This is a genomic window from Lawsonibacter sp. (assembly GCF_022777125.1).
Lineage (GTDB): Bacteria > Bacillota > Clostridia > Oscillospirales > Oscillospiraceae > Lawsonibacter_A > Lawsonibacter_A hominis.
In genome coordinates, this window is sequence record NZ_JALFGV010000145.1 from 52,268 (window position 1) to 63,742 (window position 11,475).

Consider the following 11,475-nt stretch of genomic DNA (forward strand, 5'->3'; position numbering starts at 1 on the left):
GCATTACACGGCATACGCCCGCCGGAAGTCCGGCAGGCGTACTGCCCCGGATTCACCGAGGGTATCATAACACAAAAAATTGCAATTGGGTAGGGGTCGTGATAGGATAGAATCAATTGAACTTCATCTGCTTGGGAGGCAACGCCATGAAGGATCATCCGGAAGAAAAACGCGGCCGCAGGTGGCTGGCGGCCCTGCTGCTTCTGAACCTGCTTTTGACCGCGCTGGAACGGACGCTGCCCGTCTGGCCGTACCGGAGCGGCCCTGTGCTCCTGCTTGCGGCCGCCGGACTGCTGCCCACGGCGGTGGTGCTCTGGGGACTGCTCCGGGGCAGCTGGCCCGCCCTGGCGGTGTTCTGTATCGGCGCGGTCCGGGGCGTGGGCGATCTGGTGGGGCTGCTCCAATTCGGCGGCGTTTCCGCCCTCGACCGGGCGACCGCTTTGACGCTGGTCGTCCTGCTCTCCCGCATCACGGTTCTGCTGGCCCTTTTCCGGCAGGACGACGTCAGCCGCTACTGGGAGCGGCGCCGCCTGCGCCGCCGCCGCGGGGACCTGGTCCTGGAGGCCGTTCTGTTTTTGTCGGCCCTTGTCCTGCCCCTCCTGCTGGGGGCGCTGCTGCAAGGCGCGTTTTCCTCCGGAAACCTTTGACGCTGCGGGAAAAAGGGCTTGTCAAGGGGCAAAAAAGGTGATATAATAAAACTACATTTTAATGTATGAAATTTACAGCGTGTAAACGACAGGAGGATGCTTCCCGGATGAACATTGTTTTGCTGGAATCCCTGGGCGTGCCGGACCAGATCCTGAACGCCTGCGCCAAGCCCCTGGTGGATGCGGGGCACACGTTCCAGGCCTACCCCAAGGACACCGATCCCCAGGTGCAGATCGAGCGCGCCAAGGCCGCCGACGTGATCATGATCGCCAATATGCCGCTGAAGGGCGAGGTCATTTCCGCCTGCCCGGAGCTGAAGTTCATCGACGTGGCCTTCACCGGCGTGGACCACGTGGACCTGGACGCCTGCCGCGCCAAGGGCGTGAAGGTATCCAACGCCGCCGGCTATTCCAACCAGGCCGTTGCGGAGCTGGTGATCTGCATGGCCCTCTCTCTGCTGCGCAACGTTCCCCAGGTGGAGGCGCGCTGCCGCGCCGGGCAGACCAAGGACGGCCTGGTGGGCTGCGAGCTGCAGGGCAAGACGGTGGGCATCGTGGGCGTAGGGGCCATCGGCCGGCGTACGGCGGAATTGTTCCACGCCTTTGGCTGCAGGGTGCTGGGCAATAAGCGGCACGTCAAGGGGGACGAGCCCTCCTTCATCCAGTTCGTCTCCCTGGACGAACTGCTGGCGCAGTCGGACCTCGTCTCCCTCCACTGTCCGCTGAACGAATCCTCCAAGGGCCTGATCGGCAAGGAGAACATCGCCAAAATGAAGCAGGGCGCGCTGCTCATCAATGCCGCCCGGGGCCCGGTGGTGGACTCCCAGGCCCTGGCCGACGCGCTGAACAGCGGCTATCTGGGCGGCGCCGGGATCGACGTGTTCGAAGTGGAGCCTCCTCTGTCCGCCGACCACCCCCTGCTCCACAGCAAGAACACCATCGTTACCCCCCACGTGGCCTTCGCCTCCGCCGAATCCATGGAGGAGCGCTGCAAGATCGTATTCGACTCGCTCCAGCAGTGGATCGCGGGCCGTCAAATCAACGTGATCCTGTAACAAAACCCCCGCCCACGCAATTGCGTGGGCGGGGGTTTTCGCTGCCGTTCACATGGCGTCATAGGCCAGGGCCTTGGAGATTTGGGCCGCCGTCCCCGTGACCACGGGGGCTACCTCCCGGATATGCTCCATCGTCATCCGGGAGATGGGCCCGGAAATGCTGATCCCGGCCACGATCCGGCCGGTATAATCCCGAACGGGCGCGGCCACGCAGCGGGCCCCCAGTTCGCACTCCTCATCATCCAGGGCATAGCCCTGGCCGCGGATCTCCTCCAGCTTAGCCGCCAGGGCCTGTTTGGTGACCAGGGTATTGGGGGTCAGTGCAGGCAGTCCCTTGGCGGCTATGTATTCGTCCAGCTGCTCCTCGCTGTAATTCAGCAGCAGCAGCTTGCCGATGCCGGTGGAGTGCATGGGCGCCCGTTTTCCGATCCGCTGCATGATCTTGAGCATACTGTCCGGGCCGTCCACCACATCGGTATAGACCACTTCCATGTCCTCCTCGATGGCCAGACAGGAGGCCTCGCGGCACTCCCGGGACAGCTCCGCCAGCAGGGGATGCGCGATATCCCGCAGGCTCACCTGCTCACAGACCCGGCTGCCGATCTGTGCGAATTTCAGCGACAGGGAATAGCGCAGGCTGTGGGGATCCTGGTTCACGTAGCCGTACACCAGCAGCGTATTGAGCATCCGCAGGACCGTGCTGGCCGGCATGCCGCATCCGGCCGCCACATCCTGCAGGCGCATGGGCTGCCGCTCATGCGCCATGATCTCGATGATCTGGAGCACCTTTTCCACTGATTGATTGAGTTTTGACAATTTGGCCGTCATGTTCCCTCTACACCCTTCACTTCATTTCATTACGTAAAACTTTAGCACAATTTTTCCAAGCACGCAAGTGTAAAGGAACTCTTGGGGCAGAAATAAATCCGCTCAGCTTCTCCGGAGGCGCCCATAGGTGCGTATTTCATCCCGCAGGATGGCCGGATCCAGTTTCAGCTTCATAGGATACAAATCCCACAGCAGCAGATTGTTCCTGCCGCCCAACGTGTCGATGTAATAACGCACCACCGCGCGGGCCTCCTCCTCCGTACAGAAGTCAAATTTCTGCATATCCATGTTGGAGGAGAAGCCCAGCCGGTCCCCGTACTGCGCATAGAGCGCGGGCAGGTCACAGCAGGGCATCACCGAATCCCAGGTATCCGCGCCGAGCGCTGCGAAGCGCCCCACCAGCGGGTCCACCTTTCCGCAGGAGTGGAAGACGAACACCTTGCCCCGCGCATGCACATAGTCCGCGATCCGTTTCAGAGAAGGCAGGAAGAAGGCATCAAAGATCTCCGGGGAAAAGAACAGGCTGGTCTGGGTACCATAATCGTCCCGGTAATCCACGATATCCGGATCATACAGGTCGATCAGCCTTTCCATGAGCTTCAGGCGGAAATCGGTCAGCGCCCCGATCAGCTCCAGCGTTGCCTCCGGGTCGTCATAGAAGGAGGTCGCGCCATATTCAAATCCCAGCAGGGAGTGCAGGCGCTCAAACAGGCCCTGAGACAGGGAAAGCCACAGCGCCTTGCTTTCCCGCTCCAGTCCGGGCAGGAGCCGTTCGGCCTCCGTCTTCCAGTCGATGGCGTCCAGGTCCGGAAATACCACCCGCTCCTTCCACTCCGATATGTCCTCGAACAGCGGCTCGTTCAGCGGGGAAAAATCCCGCCAGCGCACGCCGAACCAGTCCAGCCCCTCCTTTACCTTGTCCCGGGACTGGGGTACTGTGAAAAAGCGCACGCTGTCTGTAATGTTGGCGATCCACTCCGCCTTCCCGTCGTGCCGGAGTGCATGCAGGACATTTTCCTTTTCCGTCATTGCTGACCACGCTCCCTTCGTTATACATGGCCGCAGGGGCAGGGGCCGCTTCGGTCCCTGCCCCTGCCGGTGCTCAGTACTTTCGCTTCAGGTCGATCTCGTTGAACAGAGGCTCGCCCTGTTCAAAATGCTTCAGGTTCTCGCAGAACTGCTCCATGGCCCGGTCCATATAGAGGGTGCTGTCCGCCGCACAGTGGGGCGTAAGGATCACCTGTTCCATGTCCCACAGGGGGCTGTCCGCAGGCAGCGGCTCCGGATCCACGGCGTCCAGGGCGGCGCCGCCGATGATGCCCTTCTGGAGCGCTTCTACCAGCGCTTCGGTATCCACCACAGGCCCGCGTGCAATGTTGATGAGCACGCCGGTGGGTTTCATTTTGGCCAGCTGCGCCGCGCCGATCATGCCCCGTGTGGCGTCGGTCAGGGGCGTGAGGATCACCACGAAGTCGGAGGCGGCCAGCACCGTGTCCAGTTCCGTGTTGGGGTAGACCCGGTCATAGTGCTCCAGGGGCGTAACGGTACGCTTGACGCCCAGTACCGTCATATCCATGCTCTTGCAGAGCCGGGCCACCTCGCCGGCGATGGCGCCGGCGCCGATGATGCCCACGGTCAGGCCGGTGGGTTCCATAAAGGTGACGGTGGTCTTGTCCCACACATGCTCGCGCTGTTGGCGCAGCATGGTTGGGAAATGCCGCAGAAATGAGATGATGTACCCCATGGTGGTCACGCCCATGGTCTTGCCGTGAATGCCCTTGGCGTTGGTCAGACGCACCGGCAGATCGGAGATGGGACCGTCCATGATGGGGTTGACGCCGGCGGAAAAGGAGTTGATCCATTTCAGCCGTTTGGAAGATGCGCACCATGCCTCAGGCATCCTGCCGCTTCCGCCCCAGAGGAAAAGGACCTCGGCGTCCACGCCGTCGGCCAAAGCCTCCTCCTCGGTCTGGTAGTAGTACACCTTGCCGGAGCAGGCGGCCTGGACCGCATCCAGATGCCGCCGCTCCACCTTCATGGGGATGTCGGGCCGGTGCCCGAAGAGGATCAATACGTCTGCCATCGTTTTCTTCTCCTTATACGACAAACATGGTCAGGGGTTCCACATACACCAGCAGGAACAGGATGGCGATCATCAAAAGTACGAAGGGGAATATCTTTTTGACCAGATTCGTCATACTGACCTTCGCCACGTCCATCGCGGTGAACAGGCAGGTGCCGAAGGGCGGGGTCACAAAGCCGATGCACACCGCCACGCACATGCAGATGCCGAAATGGAGGGCGTTGATGCCCACGGCATTGCAGATGGGCAGGAAAATGGGGATGGTGATCAGCATGATGGGAGTGGCGTCCATGAGGCAGCCCATCACCAGCAGCACCGCGATCATGATGAAGTACAGCACGGCGCGGCTGTCGGAGATGCTCATGAGCACGTCCAGGATGATCTGGGGCACGCGGGCGTAGGAGATGACCCAGGCGAACAGTCCGGCGGCAGCCACGATGTACATGACCTTGGCGGTACTCTTGGCGGAGCCCAGCAGCACCTTGCCGATATCGCGGATCTTCAGTTCCCGGTAGACAAAGATGCCGATGATAAAGGAATAGATGACCGCGATGACCGACGCCTCGGTGGGGGTGCAGAAACCGGAGAAAATGGCGCCCAGGATGATGACGGGAGAACCCAGGGCGGGGATCGCGCCCACCACCGTCTTGAATACCTTACTCCCCGTGAGCTTTTCGCCCTCCCCCATGTTCAGGCAGGCGGTCTTGGACAGGCCCTTATAGCCGCGCTTCTTGCAGTAGAAGAAGCTCAGCACGCACAGGCCGAGCGCCAGGATGAGGCCGGCGGGGATGCCCATCAGGTACAGCGAGGAAATGGACGTATTGGTGTTGGCCGCATAGATGATCATGGCGGTGCTGGGCGGGATGATGGGGCCCAGTACGGAGCCGGCCGCCACGATGGCGGCGGAGAAGGACCGGTCATAGCCGGCTTCGTCCATGAAGGGGATCATAATGGCGCCCACGGTGACGCAGCAGGCCATGGCGGAACCGGTCATGGCGGCAAACAGGGCGCAGACAATGATGGTTACGTAGGCCAGGCCGCCGGTAATGTTGCCCACCACCAGGTTGGCCACCCGTACCAGGCGCTTTGCAATCCCGCCTTTGGCCATCAGGTCGCCGGCCAGAATGAAGAATGGGATGCACATGAGGGCCACCACATCCACACCGGCAAACATCCGCTGGATAACAGTGGAGGTGGGAATGCCCTCCAGGATAATAAAGATGACTGAGGACAGGCCCAGCGTGGTGGCCACCGGCACGCCGATGACCAGCAGGACCACGGCCAGAATAAAGAACAGCGCGACAGAGTTCATGCCTGCTCCCCTCCCTTCTCAGGCTGTTTGGCAAAGACCAGGATCAGGCGGAACAGATAGGCCACTACCATCAGTATGGTGACCACGGGGAAGATCCCGTAAACGATCCCCATGTTGATATCCATGTTGGAGGAGACGGCCTTGGAGGCCAGGGCCACCTGGGGGAAGCTGTAGTAGGCCAGCATCACGGAAAAGATCAGCCCCACAATGTCTTGCAGAACCAGCACGATCTTCTTCCCCAGACCGTGCACCAGGTCCTCGATGACGGTAACCTTGATATGTTCGTCATTGAAGATGATCTCAGTGGCGCCGATAAAGACCATCCAGATCATGCAGTACCGGGCGGATTCCTCCGACCAGACGAAGCTCTTGTGGAAGATGTATCGGGCTCCTACTTGGATGCCCAGGGACACGACCATCCAGATGAACAGGACGACCATGACGACCCTCATGATCTTGGTCAGCACATCACTGACCTTTTGCAGCGTGGAAACCATGCACGCGCTCCTTTCTCGACCTTTGGCTTAAGCAAGCGCCGGATCGTCCTGCACGGCAGGGATCCTCGGCGCTTCCTAAAAAATTGGGACAGGCGCGACGCAACCGACGCGCGCCTGTCCCAAGGCTGAACAATCTCTCTTTTTCTTCGGATCAGCCGGCCAGAGCCTGGATCTGCTCCACATAGGAGCCGGCGGAGTGGTTGGCGGTGAAGTCCTCATACAGGGGCTGCACCGCGTCAATGAAGGACTGCTTGTCCACGTCTTTGGTGACGACGGCGCCCTCGGACTCCATGGTGGTCAGCAGCTCGTCGTTCTCCACGCGCAGGGCCTCGGTCCGCTCGGCGGCGGCCTCCTGGGCGGCGGCAAGGATGTCGGCCTGCAGGTCGGCGCTCAGCCCCTCGAACAGGGCGTTATTGATGGTCAGGCCGTTGAAGTGGACGGCGTGCTCGGTGATGGAGATATACTTGGCAAACTCATAGTAGCGGTCGGCGTACTGCACGTTGTGCACGTTGTCGCAGCCGTCGATGGTGCCCTGCTGCAGGGCGGTCAGCACCTCGGGCCCGGCGATGATCTGGGGATTGGCGCCCCAGGCCTCATACTGAGCGCGGTAGATGGGGCTGTCGGTGACGCGGATCTTGGTGCCGGCGATGTCGGCGGGAGTCTTGACGGGGCCGGTGCACATATCCATGTTGCGGAAGCCCACGGCCTGCATGCACAGCATGCGCGCGCCGGTGGAGGTCAGGCTGTCCAGCAGCTGCTGGCAGATGTCAGAGGCCAGGAAGGCGTTGATGTGATCGTAATCCTGGAACAGGTAAGGCAGATCCAGCACCTGGAAGATTTCATCGTAGTTGGAGATAATGGGCGTGTTGTTCACGGCCATATCCAGAGTGCCGGCGATCACGCTCTCAAAGGACTCACGGTCGTTGCCCAGCACGCCGCCGCCATAGATGACCACGTCCACAGCGCCGCCGGTCTTCTCTTCGACGATGCGCTCAAAGGCGATGGCCAGCTGGGCCAGCTGGTTGGTGTCGTTGCCGGCAAAGTGGGAAAGCTTCAGCTCCAGCGGGTTTTCAGCGGAGTAGTCGCCGTAGTCCTTGTCGCCGGTGGAAGGAGCGGTGGTCTCGGGCGCGGTGGTCTCAGGCGCGCTTGTCTCGGGCGCAGTGGTGGAGGGCGTGTTGCCGGTGCCGGCGCCGTTGCCGCAGGCCGCCAGGGCGAGGGCCATAACCAGCGCCAGGATCAATGCCAGGATGCGGTTCGTCCTTTTCATTTTGTTGTTCCCCCTTAAATTTTACCAAATGAAACTAAGTTTCATTTGCTGTGGCTATTATATCGCTTTCGTCCCTTTTTTGTCAAGGCGGGCGGATAAAATTGCCACCGGCATTTCTCCTAAAATCTAAGTCGATTTTTTGTAGTAAACTCCAATTTCTATAAGTGAAACGCCGGTGGCTCTGTCACAGTTGTTACTTACGCTTGGCTTCCTTGGCCTGGATGGCCTCATAGCGCTCGATGGTCTCGCAGGCGGACACATACACAGGGGTATCCACCATGCCGCCGTCCATGGATACGGAGGCCAGGCCCTTGGCCAGGCCCTCTTCCTCAAAGAACTTCTTCACCTTGCGGGCATGGGCGACCGCCTCGTCGGTGGGGCTGTACAGACGGTGGGCAACAGGGATCTGGCTGGGATGGATGATCATGCGGCCTTCGTAGCCCATATCGATGCCGTCCAGGGTATTCTGCTCAAAGTCGGCCATGTTGGAGAAGTCGGCAAAGGGGGCGTCCAGGGCGGTCAGGCCGGCGCTGCGGGCGGCGATGGCCACGATGGAGCGGGCCATCTTCTGTTCGGCGGCCAGGTTGGTGCGCTTGATGCGCATGTCGGCGCAGTAATCCACGGCGCCGAAGAAGGCGGAGACCAGGCGCTTGGAGGCGGTGCAGATCTCATAGGCGTTCATGATGCCGGAGGCGGTCTCCAGCAGCACGCTCATCTTCACGCTGCCCTCGGGCATGCCGTAGCGGTACTCCATCTCGCTGATCTTCCAGTCCAGCCGCTTCACGTCGTCGGCATTGCGGGTCTTGGGCAGGGTGATGCCGTTCAGGCCGGGACGCACAACGGCCTCCAGGTCGTCGTTGGTCCACTCGGTGTGCCAGCCGTTGATGCGGACATACACCTCGCTGCCGCCCTCGGCAGCCATCTTCAGGCTCTCCGCGGTCATCTTGCGGGCGTTTGCCTTCTCCTGAGGGGGCACCGCATCCTCGATATCAAAGGTCACGATATCCGCGCCGGAGGTGGGGGCCTTTGCGATGAAGCGGGGGTTGTTGCCGGGGATGTACAGGCTGGTACGCATGACGTCGTTCAACATGGTAATTTCCTCCTAAAAAATATTATTTTGTATAGTGAAATCAGATCCGCAAAAAAAGAGGCCGCCGGGAGCGCCGCTATTTGGGCTGCCGCACCACGTCGATCACCGTGCCGTCCCGGTACTCCACCACCCCGATGATCCGGTCGGTGAATTCCTGGGGCGCCGGCGTCCCGGTCAGGTGCTCCCCGATGCGCCGGAGCGTATGGATGTCCACCAGGGGCAGTCCGCTGTCCCTGAGCCGCTCCAGCAGATCCGTCCGCCTGGGGTTGACGGCCACGCCGTACTCGGTGACCAGCACATCCACGGTCTCTCCGGGGGTGGTGATGGTGGTCACCCGGTCCCGGACCACGCACAGGCGGCCCTTGAGGAGATTGGTGACGATGATGGTGAGCTTGGCGCCCGCCGCGCAGTCGTTATGGCCGCCGGAGGCGCCCAGGATCACGCCGTCGGAGCCGGTGATCACGTTGACATTGAAGTCGGTATCGATCTCGGTGGCGCCCAGGATCATGACATCCAGGTTATTGACGATGCAGCCCTTGGTGTGGGGGTTGCCGTACAGGGAGGCGCTCATGGCCATATGGCGGGGATCCTCCGCCGCAGACCGGATGGCGTCCAGGTCGAAGCACTGTACATCGAACAGGGCGCGGAACAGGCCCTCCTGAAGCATCTTGACAAAGTAGGAATGGATCCCGCCGGAGCCGAATGCGCCCACCACGCCCTTCTCCTTCATATACTCCCGCACCTCGGCGGCCACGGCCAGGGAGGTCCCGCCCGCGCCGGTCTGGAAGGTCATGCCGTCCTTGATATAGCCCGCCTGGTCGATGAGCCGGGCGGCGTCGCGGGCGATGCGCAGGTTTACCGGGTCGGTGGTGATTTTGGTGGTACCGGAGACAATGCCGTTGGGATCGCCGATGGAGTCCACTTTTACCACGTAATCCACCAGGTTCTGGCCGATCTCGATGGGGCAGGCGGGGTAGGGCACCAGGTTGTCGGTGACCGCCACCACGGTATCGGCAAACTCCGCGTCGGCGTAGGCATAGGAAAGATAGCCGCAGGCGGAGGGGCCGTGGGTCCCGTTCAGGTTGCCCATCTCGTCGCAGGTCGGCGCGGCGATAAAGGCCACGTCCACATGCATCTCGCCGCTCTCAACGGCACGGGGCCGGCCGCCGTGGCTGCGGAGGATGGCGGGCTTGCGCAGCTTGCCCTGCGAAATGGCCCGGGCCACCGGGCCGGGGTTGAAGGTATTGACGGAGATCTGGGTGATGACCCCGGACTCGATCAGCGGCACCAGAGGTTCATGGCAGGCAAAGATGCCGGAGGCCGCCAGGTGGATGTCCTGGAAGCCCATGTCCGCAATGGTCTGCATGACCAGATTGGTCACCTTGTCCCCATTGCGCAGGTGATGGTGGAAGGAGACCGTCATGCCGTCCTTCAGGCCGGAGCGCCGGATGGCCTCCTGCAGGGTGACCACCTTCTGCTCTCCGGGCGTCCGGGATTTGACCCGGGCGCCGGTGCGCCGGCGCTCGCCCACGTGGGCAAAGGCGCCGCTGAAATGCTCCACCCGCCCGTAATACTCGATGTAGTCGGGGACCGCCCGATCCGGCGCAGTCCGCCCGGGCGCCGGCACATCGTCGGCACGCGGGAACGAACGCGGCGGTACGCGCCCCAGCTCCGGCGCGCCGCCCGGTTGGGCGGGCGCGCGGCGGAGAAAGGCCTCCATCCCGCTGTAATCCAGAAATGCGAGGGCCTCCTCGGTCAAAAGCTCTGCGGCGTCCCGCTCCGCCTCGTCCACACTCTCCCAGAGATCGATGACCACTTCCCGCTCCCCCCGCAGGGGAGCGTTGATGAGGGCCTTGGGGTCGTTGCCGCAGATGGTAAACCGTTGGCTCACGACGCAGCCCCCCCTTTCGCACGGCGCAGGGCGCAGCGCACCCGGGCCCGGATCGCAAAATCCAGCGCGCCGCCGCCGTCCCTGACCTCGATCCGGGCGGCGTCGACTCCCTCGTCGGCCGCCGCCTGGCGCACCGCACGCTCGATCTGGGCGCCGAATTGCTTTACAATGATAGGCTTTGCCAGGAGCTTGACCGTCAGTTCTTCGGCGGGCGACACCGTGACCAGCACGTCGCTCTTGTTCTCGCTGCCCGCCTGGGCGCTGGTATTCAGCTTCATAGGCGCCTCCCTTTTTAGATGCGGGCCACGCCGCTGTCGCGGGCGGCCCGGGCCACGGCGGCGGCCACCGTCCTGCCCACCCGGGGGTCGAAGGCGGCGGGGATGATGTAATCGGCGTTCAGCTCTTCGTCCGAAATGAGGCCCGCCAGCGCCTCGGCCGCCGCAACCTTCATCGCCTCGTTGATGTCGCTGGCCCGCACGTCGAACGCGCCCCGGAAGATGCCTGGGAACGCCAGCACGTTGTTGATCTGGTTGGGGAAGTCGCTGCGCCCCGTGGCCACCACCTTCGCCCCGCCCGCCTTGGCCTCGTCGGGGAAGATCTCCGGCGTGGGGTTGGCGCAGGCGAATAGGATCGCGTCCCGGTTCATGGTCCGCACCATCTCCGTCGTCACCGCGCCGGGCGCCGACACGCCGATGAACACGTCGGCCCCCGCCAGCACCTCCGCCAGGCTGCCCGCCCGCTTCTGCAGGTTGGTCACCCGGGCCATTTCCTCCTTGACGGCGTTCATCCCCTTCTCCCGGCCCGC

Annotated in this window: 12 protein-coding genes; 2 read left to right on the plus strand and 10 right to left on the minus strand. The window is 62.4% G+C overall.

The window, feature by feature from the left end; genetic code table 11:
• Window positions 1–146: 146 nt before the first annotated feature.
• Both MR825_RS11975 and MR825_RS11980 read left to right on the plus strand, forming a co-directional pair.
• Entirely contained in the window at window positions 147–647 is a 501-nt protein-coding gene (locus MR825_RS11975) for a hypothetical protein (RefSeq protein ID WP_256176120.1), read from the plus strand.
• A gap of 107 nt (window positions 648–754) precedes the next feature.
• Complete coding sequence (locus MR825_RS11980) at window positions 755–1,702, plus strand: 2-hydroxyacid dehydrogenase (RefSeq protein ID WP_186908594.1); 948 nt, start codon at window positions 755–757, stop codon at window positions 1,700–1,702.
• Window positions 1,703–1,750: 48 nt separating this feature from the next.
• Here MR825_RS11980 and MR825_RS11985 read toward each other — a convergent pair whose 3' ends face one another.
• From MR825_RS11985 to MR825_RS12030, 10 genes are all read right to left on the minus strand, one after another.
• On the minus strand, window positions 1,751–2,530 hold the full coding sequence (locus tag MR825_RS11985) for an IclR family transcriptional regulator (protein ID WP_287880900.1): 780 nt from the start codon (window positions 2,528–2,530) through the stop codon (window positions 1,751–1,753).
• 102 nt (window positions 2,531–2,632) lie between these two features.
• Window positions 2,633–3,559 carry a uroporphyrinogen decarboxylase family protein gene (locus MR825_RS11990; protein WP_186908596.1) on the minus strand — a complete coding sequence of 309 codons (927 nt, stop codon included), beginning with the start codon at window positions 3,557–3,559 and terminating at the stop codon, window positions 2,633–2,635.
• A gap of 73 nt (window positions 3,560–3,632) precedes the next feature.
• Complete coding sequence (locus MR825_RS11995; RefSeq protein WP_186908597.1) at window positions 3,633–4,613, minus strand: D-2-hydroxyacid dehydrogenase; 981 nt, start codon at window positions 4,611–4,613, stop codon at window positions 3,633–3,635.
• A 13-nt stretch (window positions 4,614–4,626) separates the two neighbouring features.
• Window positions 4,627–5,925, minus strand: a complete 1,299-nt coding sequence (locus MR825_RS12000) for a TRAP transporter large permease (RefSeq protein ID WP_186908598.1) — start codon at window positions 5,923–5,925, stop codon at window positions 4,627–4,629.
• On the minus strand, window positions 5,922–6,422 hold the full coding sequence (locus MR825_RS12005) for a TRAP transporter small permease (protein ID WP_186908599.1): 501 nt from the start codon (window positions 6,420–6,422) through the stop codon (window positions 5,922–5,924). Before MR825_RS12005 ends, MR825_RS12000 begins: the two co-directional genes overlap by 4 nt.
• Before the next feature lie 151 nt (window positions 6,423–6,573).
• Entirely contained in the window at window positions 6,574–7,689 is a 1,116-nt protein-coding gene (locus MR825_RS12010) for a TRAP transporter substrate-binding protein (protein WP_287880904.1), read from the minus strand.
• Between the two features lie 193 nt (window positions 7,690–7,882).
• A complete protein-coding gene (locus MR825_RS12015) occupies window positions 7,883–8,779 on the minus strand; it encodes an HpcH/HpaI aldolase/citrate lyase family protein (protein ID WP_287880907.1) in 897 nt (298 codons plus the stop codon).
• Between the two features lie 76 nt (window positions 8,780–8,855).
• Window positions 8,856–10,670 carry a citrate lyase subunit alpha gene (gene citF / locus MR825_RS12020; RefSeq protein WP_287880909.1) on the minus strand — a complete coding sequence of 605 codons (1,815 nt, stop codon included), beginning with the start codon at window positions 10,668–10,670 and terminating at the stop codon, window positions 8,856–8,858.
• Window positions 10,667–10,948: a citrate lyase acyl carrier protein gene (gene citD / locus MR825_RS12025; RefSeq protein WP_287880911.1), complete on the minus strand. Its 282-nt coding sequence runs from the start codon at window positions 10,946–10,948 to the stop codon at window positions 10,667–10,669. Before citD ends, citF begins: the two co-directional genes overlap by 4 nt.
• 14 nt (window positions 10,949–10,962) lie before the next feature.
• On the minus strand, window positions 10,963–11,475 hold a 513-nt coding region (locus tag MR825_RS12030; protein WP_287880913.1), incomplete at its 5' end, for a malic enzyme-like NAD(P)-binding protein.

Coding starts and splice junctions, on each gene's coding strand:
- MR825_RS11975 (WP_256176120.1), top strand. CDS start 147: ATGAAGGATCATCCGGAAGAAAAACGCGGCCGCAGGTGGCTGGCGGCC.
- MR825_RS11980 (WP_186908594.1), top strand. CDS start 755: ATGAACATTGTTTTGCTGGAATCCCTGGGCGTGCCGGACCAGATCCTG.
- MR825_RS11985 (WP_287880900.1), bottom strand. CDS start 2,530: ATGACGGCCAAATTGTCAAAACTCAATCAATCAGTGGAAAAGGTGCTC.
- MR825_RS11990 (WP_186908596.1), bottom strand. CDS start 3,559: ATGACGGAAAAGGAAAATGTCCTGCATGCACTCCGGCACGACGGGAAG.
- MR825_RS11995 (WP_186908597.1), bottom strand. CDS start 4,613: ATGGCAGACGTATTGATCCTCTTCGGGCACCGGCCCGACATCCCCATG.
- MR825_RS12000 (WP_186908598.1), bottom strand. CDS start 5,925: ATGAACTCTGTCGCGCTGTTCTTTATTCTGGCCGTGGTCCTGCTGGTC.
- MR825_RS12005 (WP_186908599.1), bottom strand. CDS start 6,422: ATGGTTTCCACGCTGCAAAAGGTCAGTGATGTGCTGACCAAGATCATG.
- MR825_RS12010 (WP_287880904.1), bottom strand. CDS start 7,689: ATGAAAAGGACGAACCGCATCCTGGCATTGATCCTGGCGCTGGTTATG.
- MR825_RS12015 (WP_287880907.1), bottom strand. CDS start 8,779: ATGTTGAACGACGTCATGCGTACCAGCCTGTACATCCCCGGCAACAAC.
- citD (WP_287880911.1), bottom strand. CDS start 10,948: ATGAAGCTGAATACCAGCGCCCAGGCGGGCAGCGAGAACAAGAGCGAC.